The organism is Flavonifractor sp., assembly GCF_019422385.1.
In the GTDB taxonomy this organism is placed as follows: domain Bacteria; phylum Bacillota; class Clostridia; order Oscillospirales; family Oscillospiraceae; genus Flavonifractor; species Flavonifractor avistercoris.
In genome coordinates this window covers 1-19,690 of sequence record NZ_JAHZDL010000046.1, presented here as the reverse complement: position 1 = coordinate 19,690, position 19,690 = coordinate 1, and the positions used below count along the sequence as shown (strand labels likewise).

Here is a 19,690-nt window from a genome sequence, read left to right as displayed (position 1 = left end):
CTTAGTTGGCTTTCTCCGAACGAATTCACTGTCCAATATGTTTGACAAACCTACAGTTTTCCCGAAAAATTCCTGTTTTGCCGTCAGATCCGCCCCCGCCGGACCGTCTGATCAGTGTGGCCACAAACGACGAAAGGAGGCGCCGGGATGACCGAAGCGGAATTTCTCCCCCTGTTCGACCGATACCGCTCCATGGTGTACGGCCTGGCTCTCAGCTATACCCGCTCCCCCCAGGACGCGGAGGACATCTGCCAGGAGGTGTTCCTCACCCTGCTGGAAAAGCCCCCCGCCCCGGGAAAGGAGCGGCCCTGGCTGGCAAAGGTGACGGTAAACCGCTGCCGGGATCTGCTCGCCTCCCCCTGGAAAAAGCGGCGGGAGGAGGACGATACCGCCCTGGAGCGGCTCAGCTTCCAGGAGCCGGAGGAGGCCGGCCTCTTCGCCGCCCTGGGGGAGCTGGAGCCGGAATACCGGGCCCTGCTCCACCTGCGCTATTACGAGGGGTTCTCCGCGGCCGAGCTGGCGCGGCAGTTCGGCACCACGGCCCCGGCCCTCTCCGCCCGGCTCTACCGGGCCAAACGACAACTGAGGAAGAAGCTGGAGGAACTCGGCTATGAAGAAGCTGTATCAAAAAACCTTTGAGCAGGCCCTGGCCCAGACCTATGCCCCCCCGGAGCAGGTGGAGGCCCAGCGCTCCGCTCTGGCCTCCCGCTGTTCCCAACCAAAATCGGAGGTAACTGCTATGACCACCAAGCTCAGACGCCCCATCCGCATTCTCATCACCGCCGCCGTTGTGGCCGCCGCCCTCACCGCGGGGGCCCTGGCCGCCTCCGGCGTCCTCAGCCGCATCACTTTCCACACCGGCGCCACCATCGAGTACGGCGTCAACGAGGATGGCACCGAATACTCCACCGTCTCTGGCACCAGTTTGGATGAGTCCTATCCTGTGGAGGTTCGGAACGACCGAGCATGGTTCACCACGGAGACCGGGGAGGAGCTGGACATCACCGGGCAATTTTCCGAGACCGAGCCCTATGTCTACTCCTATGTAGATGAGGGCGGCCTTACCCACGACATCGTGGTGGGCGGCACGCTGGAGAGCTTCGGGCTTTTCGAATATCTCTATGACGAGGGGGGCGGCTACACCGCCAGTACGGGCTATCTGCCCCCGGAGTCCCCGGCCTACCCCGCCTGGCGGGCCGCCTATGAGGCAGAGCACGGCATCCCCGCCCCCAGCGGCGGCGAGCCCGTGGAGCAGGATTCCAGCAGCGGCCTAATCTGGCTGGATCCCCAGCTCGCGGTGGAGGACGGTAAAGTTTTGCTGACGGTGGGCGGCGAAACGACGGACATCACCGGCCGGTTCAGCGAGAGTGAGGCCTATGTCCGTACCGACGAGGGTGTCGACGGGAGCACCCACGTGATTCTGGTGGGCGGCACGGCGACGGAGCCCCACACCGCGGAGTTTGTTGTGGAGGCGGACGGAACCTGGACTTGCTCCACCGACGCCCCGGAAGACAGCGCCTGGCTCACCAGCTATATCGAGGCCAATCTGTCCCGCTGACCGTGTTTTTATTCTCAAAACAGAGCCCCCGGCGGTCTGATCCGCCGGGGGCTCTGTACTGCCTTTCCCTGCTTCATACTAGCAGTATAAAAATTTAACATATAATTTCAATTTTTATATTGACTTTTCAGTTTAAGTATGATAGGTTATGTGCACAACTGAACCAGACAGTTCAGAAATACAGAAAGGACGTGACGGAGCCATGAAAGGATTTGCAATGCTCGGGATCGGAAAGACCGGCTGGATTGAGAAGGACGCCCCCGCCTGCGGCCCGCTGGACGCGCTGGTGAAGCCCCTGGCCGTGTCCCCCTGCACCTCGGACGTGCACACGGTCTGGGAGGGCGCCATCGGCGACCGCCACGACATGATCCTCGGCCACGAGGCCGTGGGCGAGGTGGTGGAGGTGGGCGCGCTGGTGAAGGACTTCAAGCCCGGCGACCGGGTCATCGTCCCCGCCATCACCCCCGACTGGGGCGCGCTGGAGTCCCAGGCCGGCTACTCCATGCACTCCGGCGGCATGCTGGCGGGGTGGAAGTTCTCCAACTTCAAGGACGGCGTGTTCGGCGAGCTGTTCCACGTCAACGAGGCCGACGCCAACCTGGCCCTGCTGCCCCCCGACATCGACATGGCCGCGGCGGTGATGCTCAGCGACATGGTGCCCACCGGCTTTCACGGCGTGGAGCTGGCCGACGTGCAGTTCGGCGACGACGTGTGCGTCATCGGCATCGGCCCGGTGGGCCTGATGGCGGTGGCGGGCGCGGCCCTGCGGGGCGCCGCCCACCTGTACGCCGTGGGCTCCCGCCCCGACTGCGCCGCCCTGGCCCGGGAGTACGGCGCCACCGACATCATCAACTACAGAGAGGGCGACATTGTGGAGCAGATCATGGCCCTCACCCACGGCAAGGGCGTGGACAGGGTGGTGGTGGCCGGCGGCGACACGGAGAACACCTTCGTGCAGGCCATCACCATGCTCAAGCCCGGCGGGCGCATCGGCAACGTCAACTACCTGGGCTCCGGCGACTATGTGCGCATTCCCCGGGTGGAGTGGGGCTGCGGCATGGGCCACAAGGTCATCGCCGGCGGCCTGATGCCCGGCGGCCGCCGCCGCATGGAGAAGCTGGCCGCCCTGCTGTCCACCAGGCGGCTGGATCCCGGAAAGATGCTCACCCACCGCTTCAACGGCTTTGAGCACATGGAGGAGGCCCTCATGCTCATGAAGGACAAGCCCCGCGACCTCATCAAGCCCGTGGTCATTCTCTGAGCCCGCAGCGCGAAACCGCCCCGCCCCGGCATCACGCCGGGGCGGGGCGCTCATTGCTTCGCTTCACTTCTGGAAGATGTTCAGATCGTCGGCGGTCATGGGCTCGTCAAAGGGGTTGATGAGGCTGTTCACCGTCTCCAGGGCGGCCTCCGGATCCAGCTGGTAGCAGGAGCCCCAGCGGTAGCCGCTGCTGTCCACGTAGTACACGTTCTCCCCCTCCAGAGTGGCGCTGGAGAAGCCGGAGGAGAAGTCCAGGCCCAGGGCGGGCTGGGCGAACCACAGTACCTCGCCGAACTCCAGATCGGTGTCCACGTACTCCAGGAACAGCTCCACATAGGCGTTGAGCTTCTGGGGGTTGGACAGGGCCTTTTTCAGAATGGCGGAGATGAGCTGCTGCTGGGTGCGGGTGCGGCCGATGTCCCCGTCGGGATAGGCCAGATAGACGTTGTCGGGGTAGGAGCCGGGGCCGTCGGAGTTGTTGCGGCACCGGGCCACCTTGAGCACATCCTCCCCGTCCAGGTGCTGCATCCCCGCCTCGTAGTGGATGTGGAGATCCTGGGTGGGGTCGTCGTAGGACATGCGCACCGGCACGTCGAAATCGATGCCCCCCAGCTCATCCACCAGGGCCACAAAGCCCTCCACGTCCACGGTGACGTAGTAGTCGATGGGCACGCCCAGCAGGTCGGTGACCGTCTCGGCCAGGGCCTCCGGCCCCTTGTGGTACACCGAGTTGATCTTCCCGCCCTCCAGCAGGGTGTCCCGGGGGACCGAGACAATGCCCACGGTCTGCGCCTCGGTGTCGTAGGCGGCCACCATGATGGTGTCGGCGTTGCCGCTGGACTGGTCGCTGGCCGCCAGCAGGAAGGTGTAGGTGCCCTCGCGCCGCTGCCGCCCCGGGTCGGCGGACTGCTCGGGGGAGAGGCTGCCCGACGGGTTCTCCTGGGCGGGCGGCTCCGGCTCCTGGGCCTGCTCCGGCTTTTTGGCGGCCAGGCGGTAGGCGCAGAAGAGCACCACAATGACCGCGGACAGGGCCACCAGGATACGGTAAAAAATCTTCCACGCCCGGCGGGCGGGGGAGACGCAGGGTTTTTTCCGGAGCCGGCTGGGCGGCTCCCGGCGGGTGGGTTCTTGGCGGCTCGGAACACGGCGGCGTTGGGCCACGGGCGTGCGCCCCCTTCTCTCTTCGGTAAAATTATGTCAACAAGCACCCACTAGTATACAAAATCGGACGGCATCTGGCAAGGGGGAGTTTGCAACCTTCACATTTATGTAAGATCTCCCAGGCTACAGCCGGCCCTGAATGCTGAGCACCGCGGCGGTGAGGCCGTTCACCGCCGACAGCAGCTCCAGCAGCAGCTGGTTCTGACAGGCCAGCTCCTCCAGCACCCTGTCCAGCGCCTCCGCCCCCGGCGGGGACGGGCAGTCCGCCGGACAGGGGATGGGGTGGGGGTGGCGCTTCATGGGCTCCTCCTCCGGGGCGCGGGCGCCCCCCAGCCGCTCCAGGGCCAGCTGCCGCCCCTGGGCGAGAATGGCCTGGGCCGCCGCCTGGGCCCGCTGCTCTTGACACGCTGCCATGGCGTATCCCTCCTTCCGTTTTGCCCCATCCTATGCCCCGGGCGCCCCGTCTGCGCCCCGCCGGGGCGGAATTGGAGCAAACCGGCCCTTGACATTTTACCAGAACGTGGTACACTAACTGTACCATTTGAGACAAAAATCGGAGGTGACAGCGGCCATGGACAGCCGGGAGAGCACGGAGCGCACCCTGCTGGCGGGCACCTTCCTGTTCCGGGGCGCCCCCCGGGAGGCGGTGGAGCTGGCCCGCACCGACCCCCGCGCCTTCCGGCGGCGGGCGGCCCGGGGCGAGGTGCTCTACGACCCCCGCCACTTCCAGCGCAGCCTGGGGGTGGTGCTGGAGGGGCGCATCCAGGTGAACAAGGGCCCCCTGATCATGAGCGTGCTGGGGCCGGGGGAGCTGTTCGGCGCCGCCGCCCTGTTCAACGACCGGCCGGACTACGCCACCACCCTCACCGCCCGCACCCCCTGCCGGGTGCTCCTGCTGCCCCAGGCGCTGGTGGAGGAGCTGATGGGCCGCTTCCCGGAGGTGTGCCGCAGCTATGTGGCCTACCTGTCCGAGCGCATCCGGTTTCTCAGTGGCAAGATCGACGCCCTCACCGCCGGCAGCGCCGAGCGGAAGGTGGCCCAGTACCTGCTCTCCCGCCTGGACGGGGAGTGGGCGGAGCTGGACTGCTCTGCCACCGGCCTGGCCCAGCGGCTGGGGGTGAGCCGGGCCTCCCTCTACCGGGCGCTGGACGCCCTGGAGGCGCGGGGCGCGGTGCGCCGGGCGGGGAAGCGGTTCCGCATACCGGATCCCGCCGCCCTGGAATCCTGTTAGAACAGAAAGGAAGAGGAAACTATGACACGCAAGCTGCTTGCACTGACCCTGAGCCTGGCCCTGACGGCCGGCCTGGCCGCCTGCTCCACCCAGGCCCCGGCGGAGGACACCCCCGTGCCGGAGAGCACCGCGCCTGCAGCGGAGACCCCGCCCGCTGAGACCGCCGTCCCCTATCAGACCGTCCATCTGGGCCTGCTCAGCGGCCCCACCGGCATGGGCGCCGCCAAGATGATCTCTGACAGCGACGCGGCCTACGCCCAGATCGAGGACGGCACCTACGACCCGTCCAACGGCGTCTTGGAGCACTATGAGGTGACCCTGGGCTCCGACCCCGCCAACGACATCGTGCCCAGGCTGACCAATGGGGAGCTGGACATCGCCGCCATCCCCACCAACCTGGCCGCCACCCTCTACAACCGCACCGACGGCGGCATAAAGCTGCTGGCCCTCAACACCCTGGGGGTGCTCCACATCCTGGAGAACGGCGACACGGTGAACAGCCTGGCGGATCTGGAGGGCCGCACCCTCTACGCCACCGGCCAGGGCTCCAACCCCGAGTACGTCCTCAACTACCTGCTGGAGGCAAACGGCCTGGATCCCGCCGCCGATGTGGACATCCAGTGGCTGGCCAGTGAGGAGCTCACCACCCGCATGGCCTCCGGCGACATCGACCTGTGCATGCTGCCCGTGCCCGCCGCCACCACCGTCATGATGCAGAACAGCGACGTGCGGGACGCCATCGACCTCAACGACGCCTGGACGGAATCCGGCGCCCAGGGCACCTTCACCATGGGCTGCCTGGTGGCCCGCACCGAGTGGCTGGAGGACAACAGCGAGCTGGTGCCCGGGATCCTGGCCGAGTACGCCGCCTCCATCGACTACGTGAACAGCAGCCCGGAGGAGGCCGCCGCCCTCATCGAGCAGTACGGCATCGTCCCCAAGGCGGCGGTGGCCCAGGCCGCCATCCCCCAGGCCAACATGGTGTGCGTCACCGGCGAGGACATGAAGGGCATTGCCGACTACTACCAGGTGCTCTTTGACGCCGACCCCACTTCGATCGGAGGAGCGATCCCCGGTGAGGACTTCTACTACATCCCGTAATCCATCTCAACAAAGCGGCCTGCCGCTTTTTTGAGAGATCTTGCAGCCCGCTGCATGCAGGGCTTGGCCACATACGGTGGCCAAGCCCCACACTTGCGGGCTGAGAAGTGTTTTTCCCGACGCACACCCCCAGGGGGCCCTCTCTTGCCCCTGCGGGGCAATTCACCTTGTGTCGCCGGGAAAAACGGATTGAAATCTCTTCGCCGGCCAGGCCGGCGAACTCTGCGAGGCTTTTGTGGTGCGAGATTCTGATACATCCCGTAATCTAACGACGAGGAAAATCCTCCGCGTTGTCATACCCCTGGCCTTCTGGCTGGGGGTATGGCAGCTTGCGGCCGTCTGGGTGGACACGGTGTACCAGCCGGGGCGGGGCTACCTGCTGCTGCCCGCCCCCACGCTGGTGGCACAGCGGCTGGCCGCCCTCATGGGGGAGCCCGCCTTCTGGCAGGCCGCCGCCGTCAGCCTGGGCCGCATCTTCGGCGGCTTCGCCCTGGGGGCCGTTGCCGGGACGGCAATCGCGGTGCTCACCGCCGCCCTCCCCTGGGCGGACTGGCTGCTGGGCCCGGCGGTGAAGGTGATCCGGGCCATCCCCGTGGCCTCCTTCATTGTGCTGGTGCTGCTGTGGGCCCCCACCACCAGCTCCGTGCCCGCCATCGTCTCCGCCCTCATGGTGCTGCCGGTGGTATGGGGCAACGTGGGCCGCGGCATCGGGGAGACCGACCCCCTGCTGCTGGAGGCCGCCCGGGCCTACCGCTTCGGCCGGGGAAAGACCCTCCGGCTGGTGTATGTGCCGTCGGTGCTGCCCTACTTCGCCAGCGGCTGTGCCACCGCCCTGGGCCTGGCCTGGAAGGCCGGGGTGGCCGCCGAGGTGCTGTGCCAGCCCCGGCTGGCCATCGGCACCCGGCTCTACCGGGCCAAGATCACCCTGGAGACCCCCGACGTGTTCGCCTGGACGGTGGTGGTCATCGCCCTGAGCTTCCTGCTGGAGGTGGCCCTGGGGACCGCCCTCCGGCGGCTGGGAAGGGGGCGGAAGGCGTGATATCCGCGCGGAATATTACCGTCTGTTTTGGGGAGAAGGCGGTGCTGAACCGCTTCTCCCTGGAGCTGCCGGCGGAGGGGATCACCGCCCTGTCCGGCCCCTCCGGCTGTGGCAAGACCACCCTGCTGCGGGTGCTGGCGGGTCTCCAGCCTGTGGAGGGCGGCACGGTGTCCGTGCCGGAGCGGCCCACGCTCCTGTTCCAGGAGAACCGCCTGCTGCCCTGGCGCACGGTGGAGCAGCACATCACCGATGTGCTCCCCCGCGCCCGCCGGGGGGAGGCCCCCCGCTGGCTGGAGCTGGCGGAGCTGGAGGGGGAGGAGAAGTCCTGCCCAGGGCAGCTCTCCGGCGGCATGGGCCGGCGGCTGGCCCTGGCCCGGGCCCTGGCCTGCGGCGGGGGGCTCTACCTGCTGGACGAGCCCTTCACCGGCGTGGACGCCGGGCGGGCGGAGCGCATCCTCGCCCGGGTGCGGGCGCTGGGGGTGCCGGTGGTGCTCTCCAGCCACGAGGCGGAGATCCTGGCCCTGTGCGACCGGGTGATCCCCCTGGACGGCCCGCCCCTGCGGGTGACAGGCCCCTGACAAAAACAGGGATTTCCCTTTTCTCCCTTTTGTGCTATCATAAAGGAAAATCCTGGCGGCCATTCCGCCGCAGCGAAAGGAAGGGCACAGCATGAACACGGAAGCACTCAAGCTATTGAAGGAGCGGCGCAGCTGCCGCAGCTACAAGCCGGAGCAGATCACCGACGCCGAGCTGGACGCGGTGCTGGAGGCGGGCACCTACGCCCCCACCGCCAACGGCAGGCAGTCCCCCATTATCGTGGCGGTACAGAAGCCGGAGACCATCGCGCAGCTCCGGAGGATGAACGCCGACATCATGGGCAATCCGGAGGCCGACCCCTTCTACGGGGCCCCCACGGTGCTGGTCGTCCTGGCCGGGCTGGACAACCCCAACCGGGTGTATGACGGCAGCTGCGTCATGGACAACCTGCTCAACGCCGCCGAGGCGGCGGGCCTGGGTTCCTGCTGGATCCACCGGGCCCGGGAGGAGTTTGAGAGCGACGAGGGCAGGGCTCTGCTGAAGCAGTGGGGCATCGAGGGCGCCTACGAGGGCATCGGCCACTGCATCCTGGGCTACCGGGCCGACGCCAGGCCGGAGCCCGCCCCCCGCAAGGCCGACTATATCTACCGGGTGAAGTAACTCCCCCACTGTCAACAGGACGGCGCCGCAGGCTGCGGCGCCGTCTCTTTTTTTCCGGAAATGGGTCGAACCGCGTTGAAAATCCGGAGAGAGGGTGCTAAACTAAGGGCAAGATTCCTTCGGTATGGGAACCAACCGGCGGAAGCCCTCCACCAGTCCCCCGCCGGTGCCCCAGCCGGAAGCGACAGAGCGTAAGGAGGAATTCACCATGAAGTACCCGCACCCCTGGCGGCGTCTGGGCGCCCTGGCCTGCACAGCGGCCCTGACGCTTACCCTGATCCCCGCGGCGTCCGCGTCCGGCGGCGGCTACCGGCAGAGCGGCAGCCTGGACATGGACAAGCTCTCCCGGCAGGAGATCGCCGCCCTGCTGGCGGACAACTCCCTGGAGCTGCCCGGCCAGCTGTTTGAGGAGGAGCCCTCCGTCACCGCCCCCTACCGGGCGGGTCGGGTGACCGACCAGGCCCTGCAGGCGGCGGTGGACCGGCTCAACGCCCTGCGGCGCATCGCCGGCGTGCCCGACGTGGCCCTGGACAGCGCCCTGAGCGAGAACGCCCAGTACGGCGCGGTGCTGCTGGCGGCGTCGGACTTCTCCCACAGCCCCGCCCAGCCCGCCGACATGGACGGAAGCTTCTACCAGACGGCTTCGGAGGCCACCGGCTCCAGCAACATCTGCGCCGGGCGGAGCCTCACCGGCTCGGTGGACGCCTTTATGGACGACAGCGACGCCGGCAACATCGACCGGCTGGGCCACCGCCGGTGGCAGCTCAACCCCGACATGGGCAGGATCGGCTTTGGCTACGCCTACTCCGGCGCGTCCCGGTACGGCGCCTATGTGGCGGAAAAGGTCTTTGACCGCAGCGGCGCGGGCTGCGACTATGACTTTATCGCCTGGCCCGCCTCCGGCGACTTCCCCGCCCAGGAGGGCGGCACCACCCTCTTCGGCGGCAGCTGCGCCTGGAGCGTGACCCTCAACCCCCAGACGTATCAGACCCCCTCCCTGTCCGATGTCACCGTCACCCTGACCCGGGAGAGCGACGGCCGTACCTGGACCTTGGACAGCGGCACCCGGAACACCAGCGGCGACTACTTCAACGTGGACACCGGGGGCTACGGCGTCAGCAACTGCATCATCTTCCGGCCCAGCGGGGTAGACCGCTACGAGGGCGTGTACACCGTGGAGATCGACGGCCTGCGCACCATCGGCGGCGGCGCGGTGACCGACTTCGCCTACCAGGTGGCGTTCTTTGACGCCGCCCAGTCGGAGCCGGAGCCCACCCCGGAACCCACCCCCGAGCCGGAACCGGAGCCCGGGACGGAGACCAGCTTTGCCGACGTGCCCGCCTCCGCCTGGTACGCCCAGTATGCCCGGGAGGCCGCCCAGGCCGGGCTGATGACCGGCACCGCCCAGACCCGGTTCAGCCCCGACCAGACCCTGAGCGTGGCCGAGGTGGTCACCCTGGCGGCCCGGCTCCACGCCGAGCGGCAGGGGGAGACGGTGCCCCAGCGCCCCGGCGCGTGGTACCTGGGCGCCTATACCTACTGCGTGGATGAGGGTCTGTTTACCACCATGGAGGTGCCCTCCGGCATTCTGGAGCAGCCGGCCACCCGGTTCCAGATGGTGGAGCTGCTGGACCGGGCGGTGCCGGACAGCGAAAAGACCGCCATCCACGGCGATGCCGCCGCCCCTGACGTGGGGCCGGACTCCCCCTATCAGGAGGTGGTGAACCGCTGGTATCAGGCGGGCATCACCCAGGGGGACCAGAGCGGAAACTTCAACGGAGAGAACAACATCACCCGGGCCGAGACGGCAGCCATCCTGTGCCGCCTGGCCGGCCTGACCCCCCGCGTGTAGCACCTCAGAGAGAGATTTCAAAATCAGAGATGAAGGAGAGAAACCAGATCATGCACCTGAAACAGAGAGTGGGCGCCCTGCTGCTCACCGGCCTGCTGGCCCTGCCCCTGGCCGCCGTCCCCGCCCGTGCGGCGGGCTTCACCGACCTGCCCACCAACCACTGGGCCTATGAGGATCTGACCGAGGCCGCCGGCCTGGGCATCCTCCAGGGCACCGGCGGCGGGGCCATCAACCCCACCGGCACCCTGAGCTGGGGCCAGTTTCTGGCCATGACGGCCCGCACCTTTGCCCCCGACGCGTACGATGACGCCGTGGCGGATGGGGATGCCTGGGACCAGGCGGGCTACACCGCCGCAGTGGAGGCCCGCCTGCTGCGGGAGCGGGACGGCCTGCCCGTATCCCCTGACAGCTTGGGGCAGCCCGTGACCCGGCAGGACGCTGCCGTGGTGCTGGCAAATGCCCTGCCCGAGGAGGACGATGACTTCTACTCCTGGAGCTGGAGCTGGGAGACCAGGCAGCCCGTGGATCCCACTGCCTTTACCGACTGGCAGCAGATGGACGAGCTCCATCAGGACGCGGTGGCCGCCCTGGCCGGACAGTCCGTGATCACCGGTAAGGCCGACGGCTCCTTCGGCTACGCCGACAGCCTCCAGCGGGCCGACGGTGCCGTTTTGATCCTCCGGGTGCTGGAACAGGTGGATGAAAGCCTGGCCGGCCAGGAGAAATACGTCACCCTCCGGGTGGTGGACTCCGCCACCGGTGCGGCCATCCTGCCCGACCAGCAGGTGGAGCTGCCCATCGACACCCAGCTGATCACTGTGGCCTATGAGCTGGATGTGGGCTACTACAACTATGACTACGGCAGCCAGACCGCATCCCGCGTCAGCTCCGCCTGCGACACCTACACTCTCTACTACGAGCCCATGAGCGCCCAGGAGATCCAGGAGGAGCAGTTCTGGGACCAGGTGGAGCAGGGCACCGCTACCTGGGATGACTACTATCTCCAGGACTTCTGGCTGACCTACCAGGGGGAAAACCCCCGCAAGTGCCTGCTCCTCTTCGGCGACCAGAACAAACGGCGGTTCGCCAACCGGGCCGAGGCGGAGGCCTCCATGACCACAGTAATCATCCCGGTGTGGAAGCTGGTGAACGGCCAAAAGGCGGCCTCCACCATGAGTCTCTCCGTCCACAGCGCCATCGCCCAGGACGTGGTGGAGATCTTCACCGAGATCTACAACGACCCGGAGCAGTTCCCCATCCACGACGTGGGCGGCTACTCCTGGCGGGGGGACACCGCCACCGGCGAGCACAACTGCGGCACCGCCATCGACATCAACGCCAACGAGAACTACCAGATCCGCGACGGCCAGGTGCTGGCCGGCAGCTGCTGGGAGCCGGAGACCAACCCCTACTCCATCTCTCCCGACTCCTCCGTGGTGCGCATCTTCGCCGAGCACGGCTGGAGCTGGGGCGGCGACGCCTGGGCCTACAGCAGTGACGACTCCGAGGGCTACCACGACTATATGCACTTCTCCTATCTGGGCGAGTAAGGCCGCCCCGGCGGCCGAAAAAAGTGGGGGCTGATTCCATCTGGAATCAGCCCCCAGCGTGTCGAAAGACCCTCCCCGAAGGAAAGCCTCGCAGAGTTCGCGCCCGCAGGCGCGAATGAAGTCAAATCCGTTTTCAGACGCGACATGTGCGTGGCTGAAAACACTTCTCGGCCCACAAGTGTGAGGTTTGGCCACTTATAGGGGGCAAACCTTGCGCGCAGTGGGCCGCAATCTTTTCAAAAAAGCGGCCTGGCCGCTTTTTTGACAGTCACAGGGGATAGCGGTAGATCTTCTCCGTGTGGCCGTGGCCCACCGGGGCGTCTCCCACAAACTCCCAGCCGGTCTTTTCGTAGTAGTCCTCCAACTCGGTGATCAGGTAGAGCCAGTCATAGCGGCCCAGCGCCCGGGCCGCCTCGATGCTGGCGCGCTGAAGCGCCTGCCCGATGTGCCGGCTGCGGAACGCGGGATCCACGTACAGCACCGCCATCCAGGGGGAGAGATCCTGCCGGGTCTTGCAGTCGTTGCGCCACAGGGCCACCGTCCCCGCCGCCTGCCCGTTCCAGAGGGCCACCAGCTGCTGGGGCACCGTGTCCCGCAGCATGGAGTGGCGGGTGCGGAAGATGATCTCCTCCAGGGTGTAGCCGTCGGCCCTGGCCCACTCCTCCCACAGCCAGCGGGAGACCTGCTCGGTGTGCTCCGGCGCGTCCGCCAGATTGAGAATTTGCAGCTCGTCCATGTTGAAAACCTCCAGCCTGTATTTGCCTTTGGGATCACCCTGATTATAAGCCCGTCCCCGCGCCCCCGTCAAGGCGCCGACGCAGACTGCTCTTCGGCCTCCAGCAGGAAGGTGACAGGCCGCAGGCCGTCGGTACAGCATACCACACTGGCGCCGTCCTGCTTTTGCCAGGGTGTGTAGGTGGCGCCGCAGGAGAGGGCGGACACAGAGCGGTAGATGTCGATCCAGGCCCAGGGGCAGAAGCCCGCCGGCATCTCCGCCCCGCCGGTATAGAAAAATGTATCCCCCTCCTGAAAGAAATCACAGACGCACTCCTCCGGCGGCTCGGACAGATGCGCCCGGATCAGATCGGGGTAGAACCCCTTGCGCAGCACGGTAATCCTGACCTTTTTCATGGCGTGAGCTCCTTTCTCTCCGCTTCTTCTCTCTGAAATTCCGTCATGGTGCCCCAGTACCGCTTGGGCATCTGGGTCATGCGGCACCTGGGGTTGTAGCGCTCGGCGATGGTGATGGTGTCGTAGAACCGCCGCCACAGCCGGCGGTATTGCCGCTCCGCCTCCCCCGGCGCGCCGGGGGAGAAGTCCTCCGCCGGCACGATGGCCCAGTTCCCCGGCCGGTGGAGCAGAACCTCCCGGTGGGTGCGGTCGTGGAGGACGAAGTTCTCGCCGGGGTAGCGGGCGCAGAAGTGGGGCCGCAGCAGGGGGAGCACCCGGTTCTTGGGTTCAATCTCCCCCACCAGCACCCCGTCAAGCTCGGAGAAGCGGGTGAAGCCCTTGAGCAGGTGGGCCTCCCCGGTCAGGTGCTGGACGGCCTTCCACACCACGGCCACCCGCTCGTCTGCCAGGCCCCGGGTGAACCCGGGCCCCAGCTGGTAGCCCAGCCGCAGGAAGCGCCACAGGTGGAGCTCCTTCTCCTCCAGGCAGGTGAGAAAACCCTGCACCACCAGCCGCTTCCCCTCCGCCCCCAGCTTTTTGTCCAGGGACTGGTATACCCGCCGGGCCTTGGCCTGGTCTGTCCCGATGTGCCGCTCCGGCCACAGGGTGAGCCGCCCGTCCTCCGGGGTGGAGAAGCTCATGGGCTCCTCCCGGCCGGCGTAGCTGTCAAACACGCAGGTGAGAAACCCGGCGAAGCTGCCGTCGTACACATAGGAGACCTGTGTCCAGCTCATGCCGTCCCCTCCTGTCCCGCCGGAGCAAAGAGGGACAGCTGCTCCGGCTCCGCCCCCGCCAGGGCGGGCCTCTCCAGGGCCACCAGGTGGCGGAGCACCCCGTCCGGGTTCACCCGCAGGCCCTCCAGCATCTTCCCCGAGCAGGTGAGAAAGTACTGGGCCCGCTTGAGCACCACCCCCAGGGTTTTCAGGCCGGAGAAGGTGAGGGGGCCCACCCGCCGGGCGGTGAGGATGCGCCGTGCGGAGCGCACCCCGATGCCGGGCACCCGCAGCAGGGTCTCGTAGTCGGCCCGGTTGACCTCCACCGGGAAGAAGTCCAGGTGGCGCAGGGCCCAGGAGCACTTGGGATCCACCCTGGGGTCGAAGTTGGGCGCCGTGTCGTCCAGCAGCTCCTCCGCCCGGAAGTGGTAGAACCGCAGCAGCCAGTCCGCCTGGTACAGCCGGTGCTCCCGCAGCAGGGGCGGCTTGAAATCCGCCCGGGCGGGGAGGAGGGCGCTGTCCGACACCGGCATGTAGGCCGAGTAGAACACCCGCTTGAGCTGGTACTTGTCGTAGAGGGCCTGGGTGAGGGTGAGGATATGCCTGTCGCTCTCCGGCGTGGCTCCGATGATCATCTGGGTGGACTGGCCCGCCGGGGCAAACCGGGGGGCGTGGCGGTATTTTGCCAGCTCGCCGCGGCTCTCCCGGATGCCGTCCCGGATCTGGGCCATGGGGGCCAGGATGGCCCCCTTTTCCTTGTCGGGACACAGGCGGCTGAGGCTCTCCTCGCTGGGCAGCTCGATGTTGACGCTCAGCCGGTCGGCCAGCAGCCCCAGCCGCCGGGTGAGGAGGGGATCGGCCCCGGGGATGGCCTTGGCGTGGATGTAGCCATAGAAGCCGTACTCCTCCCGCAGGAGCCGGAGGGTCTCGATCATGGCCTCGGTGGTGCGGTCGGGGCCGCCCCACACGGCGGAGGAGAGGAACAGCCCCTCGATGTAGTTGCGCCGGTAGAAGGCGATGGTGAGCTCCGCCAGCTCCCGGGGGGTGAAGGCCGCCCTCGGCAGGTCGTTGGAGCGGCGGTTGACGCAGTAGGCGCAGTCGTAGGCGCAGCGATTGGTCAGCAGCACCTTCAGCAGGGTGACGCACCGGCCGTCGGCGGAGAAGGTGTGGCAGCAGCCGGCGGCCATGGTGCTGCCCAGCCCGCCGGGCCGGGCGGAGCGATCCAGCCCGCTGGAGGTGCAGGCCGCGTCGTACTTGGCCGCGTCGGCCAGGATGGTCAGCTTGTCCAGCAGCTCCACGCCGCTTTCCCCCCTCCCGTTTTTCTCCATTATAACTCGAACATACGTTCTGGTCAAGGGCAAAAAACGCGCCCGATCCCCGGCGGGATCGGGCGCGGTGCGCTCTGGCGCTCAGGCCTGGGTCTGGGCCTCCACATAGGCGTGGAAGGCCGCCTCGCCGGCGTCGGCGTCCTCGGCGATCAGGTAGAAGGCGTAGCCGTTCTCCACCAGGATCCGGGCGTCCTCCACCTTGGGCAGGTTCTGGGACAGATACCAGGAGAAGGTGTCGTGCTGGGCCTGGCGGTGGGCATCCAGGGCGGCCTTCACGGCCTCCTCGTCGGCGCCCTCGGCCAGCTTGCCGATCACCAGGGTGTCGGGGGTGGTGTTCATGGAGGTGAAGGCGATGAGCTGCTCAAAGGAGCCCTCGGGCAGCTGGAAGGCCTGCTCGGCCTCGCTGCCCTCGGTGCGCATGGCGTAGGCCATGCCGCTGTCCTCCATGATCTGGTAGGCGGCCTTCACCATGGGGTCGTTGTTGGGGGTGGTGATGTCGATGCGGTTCACGTCCAGCTCGGGGTTCAGGTTCACCGTGTAGCCCTCCCAGCCGTCAAACACGTCGGCGGAGACAAAGGTGACGCCGCCCACCACGGCCACGCCGTCCACCTCCACGGGGGCGTCGTTGACGGTGACGCTGTTGTCGGAGAAGCTGACCACAATCCGGTTGTCGCCGAAGTAGAACCAGCTCTCGTTGTTCTCCTCGTCCCAGTAGGCGGAGCCGTGGTCGGCCTCGGCCAGCAGGCGCAGGGGGAGCAGGGTGCCGCCCTCCACGCCGGGGATGCCGGTGAGATCCAGGGTCTCGCCGTTGAGCACCAGGGCGGTGCCGTAACCGGTGTCGGCGGAGATGGGCACGGCGGTCTCCTCCGCCGCCAGGGCGGGGGCGGTCAGGGAGCCGGCCAGGGCCAGCGTCAGGGCAAGGGTACCGATTTTTTTCATTTCCATTCTCCTTCTGTGTTGGGGTAAGCAGGCTCTTAGACGGCGCGGCCCGGAAAAAGATCCCGTTTTTTTCAATTATTTTGCCACCGGGGCGAATTTCCCCCGGATCAGGCCGCACAGGGCCGCCGGGGCGAGCTCCACCTGGGCGCCGATCTTTCCGGCGCTGACCACGATGGTGTCCAGGCCCTCCACGCTCTCGTCCAGCACGGTGGGAAACTGCTTCTTCATCCCCACCGGGGAGCAGCCCCCGTGGACGTAGCCGGTGAGGGGGAGCAGCTGGGCCTGTTTGAGCATCTCGATGGACTTCTCCCCCGCCGCCCGGGCCGCCGCCTTGAGATCCAGTTCCCTTCCCACGGGGATGACGAACACGTAGTATTTTTTGCTGGCCCCCTGGGTCACCAGGGTCTTGCACACGCAGGAGGGATCCCGGTCAATGAGGGCGGCCACGCTCACCCCGTCCACCGCCCCGTCGGGGTGGGCGTAGTGGTGGGGGGTGTAGGCCACCTTTTTCTGGTCTAAAATCCGCATTACGTTGGTTTTTTCCTCCGCCATGGTTGCATCGCTCCCGTGATCTGGTATAAGATATATCGTAGGCTGGTTTGTCGAAAACCCCTCCAAGCCGCAGGGTTCGGAGGGAAAGATCGTGTGAAAGAAAACCGTCAGGGTTTTCTTTCGCGTGCAATCAAACGACTTTCTGAACCCGCAGAAAAGGGTTCAGAAAGTCCGGCAGCTTGTCCCAAAGGGCTTTGGCCCTCTGGGGCAAGCTGATCATACTACAAAAGAGGAGCGGATGCAAATGCTGAATCTGAATATCGACGAGGGGCGGGGGCAGCTCTTTAACATCGCCCAGCGGCTGCTGGCCATCGACAGCCCCAGCGGCTACACCGAACAGGCGGCCCGGGAGGTGGAGCAGATCGCCCGGGATCACAGCTACCCCACCCGCCGCACCAACAAGGGCAGCGTGATCGTGTCGGTGCCCGGCCGGGAGAAGGGGAAGAAGCTCGGCCTGTGCGCCCACATCGACACCCTGGGGCTGATGGTGCGCTCCATCACCGCCGACGGCATGCTGATGACCACCAGAATCGGCGGGCCCATCCTGCCCACCCTGGATGGGGAGTACTGCCGCATCCGCACCCGGGAGGGGAAGGTATACACCGGCACCATTCTGTCCCTCTCCCCGGCGGCCCACGTGTTTGACGACGTGCTCACCCGCCCCCGGGACGAGAAGAACCTGGCGGTGCGCATCGACGAGAAGGTGCGCACCCGGGAGGATGTGGAGGCCCTGGGCATCTGCGCCGGCGACTTCGTGTGCATCGACCCCAAGACGGAGGTGACGGAGAGCGGCTTCCTCAAGTCCCGCTTCATCGACGACAAGGGCAGCGCCGCCTGCCTGCTGACCCTGCTGCGGCTGATGCACTTCAACGGCCTGCGCCCCCGGTACGACACCGAGGTGTGCTTCACCGTCCACGAGGAGGTGGGCCACGGCGGCGCCACCCTGCCGGTGGTGGACGAGCTGCTGGCGGTGGACATGGGCTGCGTGGGGGACGATCTGAACTGCACCGAGTACCAGGTGTCCATCTGCGCCAAGGACAACAACGGCCCCTATGACTACGGCATGGTGACCCGGCTGGTGGAGCTGGCAAAGGCCAACGGGGTGGACTACGCCGTGGACATCTACCCCCACTACGGCTCCGACGTGGCGGCGGCCTGGGAGGCCGGGATGGACGCCCGGGGCGCCCTGATCGGCCCCGGCGTCCACGCCTCCCACGGCATGGAGCGCACCCACTACGACGGGCTGAAGGCCGCCATGGAGCTGACGGCCCTCTATCTGGAGCTGGCGTAGGGGAGCGCACCGCGCCCCGCCTCTTGTCACAGGAGCAAAGTTTTGATATAATTAAGGGTAATTTTGAGATATCCGAAAGGGGGCGGGCGGAGCGATGAAATATCAGGAGTGGCGCACGGCCGCCTGCGACCCCGCCGCCCGGCGCTCCATGGAGCGGGCGGGGGTGCCGCCCCTGGCGGCCCTGACCCTGTGCGCCCGGGGGCTGGACACGGTGGAGAAGGCCCGCTCCTTCCTGGATGCCGGGCGGGGCCAGCTGCTGGAGCCCCGTCTGATGAAGGACATGGATACGGCGGCTGCCCGGGTGCGGAGGGCCCTGGAGCGGTGGGAGCAGATCGCGGTCTACGGCGACTACGACGTGGACGGCATCACCGCCACCTGCCTGCTCACCGACTTCCTCCGCTCGGAGGGGGGCGAGGTGGTGCCCTACATCCCCGACCGGATGGAGGAGGGCTACGGCCTCAACCGGGAGGCGGTGGCCGCCCTCCACGCCCAGGGGGTGGGGCTGATCATCACGGTGGACTGCGGCATCACCGCCGTGGAGGAGGCCGCCTATGCCGCCGCCCTGGGGGTGGACGTGGTGATCACCGACCACCACGAGTGCAAGGAGGCCCTGCCCGCCGCCCTGGCGGTGGTGGATCCCCGGCGGCCCGACTGCCCCTACCCCTTCAAGTGCCTGGCCGGGGTGGGAGTGGCCCTCAAGCTGGTGCTGGCCCTGGGCGGGCCGGAGCGGCGGGAGGAGCTGCTGCGGAAATACGCCGATCTGGCGGCCATCGGCACGGTGGCCGACGTGATGAGCCTGACGGGGGAGAACCGCACCATCGTGCGCCTGGGGCTGGCGGAGCTGCGCCGCACCCGGCGGCCCGGCCTGAAGGCCCTGCTCCGCGAGGCGGGGCTGGAGGAGAAGCCCCTGACCTCCACGTCGGTGGGGTACACCCTGGCCCCCCGCATCAACGCCTCCGGCCGGATGGGCTGCGCCGCCCTGGCCGGCGAGCTGCTCCTCACGGGGGATCCCGTCCGGGGGGAGGAGCTGGCCCGCCAGCTGTGCACCCTCAACCGGGAGCGGCAGGCCATTGAGGCTGAGATCTACGCCCAGTGTCTGGAGCGTGCGGACGCCCTGCCGCAGTCGCGGCGGCACGCCCTGGTGCTCGCCGGCGAGCACTGGCACCAGGGGGTGGTGGGCATCGTGGCCTCCCGCCTGGCGGAGAGGTACGTCTGCCCCGCCTTCATGATCTGCCTGCAGGACGGGAAGGGGAAGGGCTCCTGCCGCTCCTTCGCCGGGTTCAACCTGTTCGCCGCGCTGGAGCACTGCGCCCCCCTGCTGGAGGGCTTCGGCGGCCACGCCCTGGCGGCGGGCTTCACCATCAAAGAGGAGAACATCCCCGCCTTTGCCGCCGCCATGAACGACTATGTCAGCGCCGCCACCGGCGGGCGGGAGATGGTCTCCGTGCTGGACGTGGACGGGGAGCTGGACGACCCCGGCCTGCTCACCCTGGAGGGGGTGGAGGGGCTGGATCTCCTGGAGCCCTACGGCGCCGGCAACCCCAAGCCGGTGTTCTCCCTGTCGGGCTGCCTCATCTCCGCCATGAGCGGGGTGGGGGGCGGCCGGCACCTGAAGCTGAAGCTGTCCGCCGGGGGCCGCTCCCTGGACGCCATCTTCTTCTCCGCCACCGCGGCGGAGGCGGGTGTGGAGGTGGGCGACCGGGTGGACGTGGCCTTCACCCCCCAGATCAACGAGTACCGGGGGTGG

The 19,690-nt window shown here is 67.5% G+C and carries 20 protein-coding genes; 12 read left to right on the top strand and 8 right to left on the bottom strand.

Going from position 1 to position 19,690, the window contains the following annotated elements:
- Nucleotides 1–147: 147 nt before the first annotated feature.
- From QZ378_RS07595 to QZ378_RS07585, 3 genes are all read left to right on the top strand, one after another.
- Entirely contained in the window at nucleotides 148–639 is a 492-nt protein-coding gene (locus QZ378_RS07595) for a sigma-70 family RNA polymerase sigma factor (protein ID WP_087240183.1), read from the top strand.
- A complete protein-coding gene (locus tag QZ378_RS07590; protein ID WP_291257848.1) occupies nucleotides 611–1,558 on the top strand; it encodes a hypothetical protein in 948 nt (315 codons plus the stop codon). Before QZ378_RS07595 ends, QZ378_RS07590 begins: the two co-directional genes overlap by 29 nt.
- Before the next feature lie 202 nt (nucleotides 1,559–1,760).
- Complete coding sequence (locus QZ378_RS07585; RefSeq protein WP_191380273.1) at nucleotides 1,761–2,819, top strand: NAD(P)-dependent alcohol dehydrogenase; 1,059 nt, start codon at nucleotides 1,761–1,763, stop codon at nucleotides 2,817–2,819.
- A 63-nt stretch (nucleotides 2,820–2,882) separates the two neighbouring features.
- Here the strand turns inward: QZ378_RS07585 and QZ378_RS07580 are convergent, their stop codons facing one another.
- Together QZ378_RS07580 and QZ378_RS07575 are read right to left on the bottom strand one after the other, a co-directional pair.
- Nucleotides 2,883–3,980: an LCP family protein gene (locus QZ378_RS07580; RefSeq protein WP_291257847.1), complete on the bottom strand. Its 1,098-nt coding sequence runs from the start codon at nucleotides 3,978–3,980 to the stop codon at nucleotides 2,883–2,885.
- Nucleotides 3,981–4,103: 123 nt separating this feature from the next.
- A complete protein-coding gene (locus QZ378_RS07575) occupies nucleotides 4,104–4,394 on the bottom strand; it encodes a hypothetical protein (RefSeq protein WP_191528886.1) in 291 nt (96 codons plus the stop codon).
- Nucleotides 4,395–4,551: 157 nt separating this feature from the next.
- On the opposite strand from QZ378_RS07575, the gene QZ378_RS07570 reads away from it, so the two are divergent.
- From QZ378_RS07570 to QZ378_RS07540, 7 genes are all read left to right on the top strand, one after another.
- Nucleotides 4,552–5,211 (top strand): Crp/Fnr family transcriptional regulator, encoded by a 660-nt coding sequence (locus QZ378_RS07570; protein ID WP_291257846.1) that lies wholly within the window; start codon nucleotides 4,552–4,554, stop codon nucleotides 5,209–5,211.
- A 21-nt stretch (nucleotides 5,212–5,232) separates the two neighbouring features.
- Entirely contained in the window at nucleotides 5,233–6,312 is a 1,080-nt protein-coding gene (locus tag QZ378_RS07565) for an ABC transporter substrate-binding protein (RefSeq protein ID WP_291257845.1), read from the top strand.
- Between the two features lie 238 nt (nucleotides 6,313–6,550).
- Nucleotides 6,551–7,351 carry an ABC transporter permease gene (locus QZ378_RS07560; protein WP_291257844.1) on the top strand — a complete coding sequence of 267 codons (801 nt, stop codon included), beginning with the start codon at nucleotides 6,551–6,553 and terminating at the stop codon, nucleotides 7,349–7,351.
- The gene (locus QZ378_RS07555) at nucleotides 7,348–7,929 is read left to right on the top strand and encodes an ATP-binding cassette domain-containing protein (protein WP_291257843.1); all 582 of its coding nucleotides are present in this window, start codon (nucleotides 7,348–7,350) and stop codon (nucleotides 7,927–7,929) included. Before QZ378_RS07560 ends, QZ378_RS07555 begins: the two co-directional genes overlap by 4 nt.
- Before the next feature lie 91 nt (nucleotides 7,930–8,020).
- Nucleotides 8,021–8,548: a nitroreductase gene (locus QZ378_RS07550; protein ID WP_191380268.1), complete on the top strand. Its 528-nt coding sequence runs from the start codon at nucleotides 8,021–8,023 to the stop codon at nucleotides 8,546–8,548.
- A gap of 208 nt (nucleotides 8,549–8,756) precedes the next feature.
- Nucleotides 8,757–10,400: an S-layer homology domain-containing protein gene (locus tag QZ378_RS07545; RefSeq protein WP_291257842.1), complete on the top strand. Its 1,644-nt coding sequence runs from the start codon at nucleotides 8,757–8,759 to the stop codon at nucleotides 10,398–10,400.
- A gap of 50 nt (nucleotides 10,401–10,450) precedes the next feature.
- Nucleotides 10,451–11,950, top strand: a complete 1,500-nt coding sequence (locus QZ378_RS07540) for a M15 family metallopeptidase (protein ID WP_191528892.1) — start codon at nucleotides 10,451–10,453, stop codon at nucleotides 11,948–11,950.
- A gap of 268 nt (nucleotides 11,951–12,218) precedes the next feature.
- Here the strand turns inward: QZ378_RS07540 and QZ378_RS07535 are convergent, their stop codons facing one another.
- The 6 genes from QZ378_RS07535 to ybaK all read right to left on the bottom strand — a co-directional run bounded on the left by QZ378_RS07535 (nucleotide 12,219) and on the right by ybaK (nucleotide 16,652).
- Nucleotides 12,219–12,686 carry a GNAT family N-acetyltransferase gene (locus QZ378_RS07535; protein WP_291257841.1) on the bottom strand — a complete coding sequence of 156 codons (468 nt, stop codon included), beginning with the start codon at nucleotides 12,684–12,686 and terminating at the stop codon, nucleotides 12,219–12,221.
- A gap of 68 nt (nucleotides 12,687–12,754) precedes the next feature.
- The gene (locus QZ378_RS07530; protein WP_087240208.1) at nucleotides 12,755–13,081 is read right to left on the bottom strand and encodes a TIGR04076 family protein; all 327 of its coding nucleotides are present in this window, start codon (nucleotides 13,079–13,081) and stop codon (nucleotides 12,755–12,757) included.
- Nucleotides 13,078–13,854, bottom strand: a complete 777-nt coding sequence (locus QZ378_RS07525) for a TIGR03915 family putative DNA repair protein (protein WP_291257840.1) — start codon at nucleotides 13,852–13,854, stop codon at nucleotides 13,078–13,080. The genes QZ378_RS07530 and QZ378_RS07525 overlap by 4 nt, the downstream gene beginning before the upstream one ends.
- Entirely contained in the window at nucleotides 13,851–15,131 is a 1,281-nt protein-coding gene (locus tag QZ378_RS07520; RefSeq protein WP_291257839.1) for a putative DNA modification/repair radical SAM protein, read from the bottom strand. Before QZ378_RS07520 ends, QZ378_RS07525 begins: the two co-directional genes overlap by 4 nt.
- A gap of 111 nt (nucleotides 15,132–15,242) precedes the next feature.
- The gene (locus QZ378_RS07515; RefSeq protein ID WP_291257838.1) at nucleotides 15,243–16,100 is read right to left on the bottom strand and encodes a DUF4358 domain-containing protein; all 858 of its coding nucleotides are present in this window, start codon (nucleotides 16,098–16,100) and stop codon (nucleotides 15,243–15,245) included.
- A 75-nt stretch (nucleotides 16,101–16,175) separates the two neighbouring features.
- A complete protein-coding gene (gene ybaK, locus QZ378_RS07510; RefSeq protein ID WP_191380262.1) occupies nucleotides 16,176–16,652 on the bottom strand; it encodes a Cys-tRNA(Pro) deacylase in 477 nt (158 codons plus the stop codon).
- A gap of 244 nt (nucleotides 16,653–16,896) precedes the next feature.
- On the opposite strand from ybaK, the gene QZ378_RS07505 reads away from it, so the two are divergent.
- Both QZ378_RS07505 and recJ read left to right on the top strand, forming a co-directional pair.
- Nucleotides 16,897–17,943, top strand: coding sequence for a M42 family metallopeptidase (locus tag QZ378_RS07505; RefSeq protein WP_291257837.1), 1,047 nt, complete (start codon nucleotides 16,897–16,899; stop codon nucleotides 17,941–17,943).
- A 94-nt stretch (nucleotides 17,944–18,037) separates the two neighbouring features.
- On the top strand, nucleotides 18,038–19,690 hold a 1,653-nt coding region (gene recJ, locus QZ378_RS07500; RefSeq protein WP_291257836.1), incomplete at its 3' end, for a single-stranded-DNA-specific exonuclease RecJ.

Coding starts and splice junctions, on each gene's coding strand:
- QZ378_RS07595 (WP_087240183.1), top strand. CDS start 148: ATGACCGAAGCGGAATTTCTCCCCCTGTTCGACCGATACCGCTCCATG.
- QZ378_RS07590 (WP_291257848.1), top strand. CDS start 611: ATGAAGAAGCTGTATCAAAAAACCTTTGAGCAGGCCCTGGCCCAGACC.
- QZ378_RS07585 (WP_191380273.1), top strand. CDS start 1,761: ATGAAAGGATTTGCAATGCTCGGGATCGGAAAGACCGGCTGGATTGAG.
- QZ378_RS07575 (WP_191528886.1), bottom strand. CDS start 4,394: ATGGCAGCGTGTCAAGAGCAGCGGGCCCAGGCGGCGGCCCAGGCCATT.
- QZ378_RS07570 (WP_291257846.1), top strand. CDS start 4,552: ATGGACAGCCGGGAGAGCACGGAGCGCACCCTGCTGGCGGGCACCTTC.
- QZ378_RS07565 (WP_291257845.1), top strand. CDS start 5,233: ATGACACGCAAGCTGCTTGCACTGACCCTGAGCCTGGCCCTGACGGCC.
- QZ378_RS07550 (WP_191380268.1), top strand. CDS start 8,021: ATGAACACGGAAGCACTCAAGCTATTGAAGGAGCGGCGCAGCTGCCGC.
- QZ378_RS07545 (WP_291257842.1), top strand. CDS start 8,757: ATGAAGTACCCGCACCCCTGGCGGCGTCTGGGCGCCCTGGCCTGCACA.
- QZ378_RS07540 (WP_191528892.1), top strand. CDS start 10,451: ATGCACCTGAAACAGAGAGTGGGCGCCCTGCTGCTCACCGGCCTGCTG.
- QZ378_RS07535 (WP_291257841.1), bottom strand. CDS start 12,686: ATGGACGAGCTGCAAATTCTCAATCTGGCGGACGCGCCGGAGCACACC.
- QZ378_RS07530 (WP_087240208.1), bottom strand. CDS start 13,081: ATGAAAAAGGTCAGGATTACCGTGCTGCGCAAGGGGTTCTACCCCGAT.
- QZ378_RS07525 (WP_291257840.1), bottom strand. CDS start 13,854: ATGAGCTGGACACAGGTCTCCTATGTGTACGACGGCAGCTTCGCCGGG.
- QZ378_RS07515 (WP_291257838.1), bottom strand. CDS start 16,100: ATGAAAAAAATCGGTACCCTTGCCCTGACGCTGGCCCTGGCCGGCTCC.
- ybaK (WP_191380262.1), bottom strand. CDS start 16,652: ATGGCGGAGGAAAAAACCAACGTAATGCGGATTTTAGACCAGAAAAAG.
- QZ378_RS07505 (WP_291257837.1), top strand. CDS start 16,897: ATGCTGAATCTGAATATCGACGAGGGGCGGGGGCAGCTCTTTAACATC.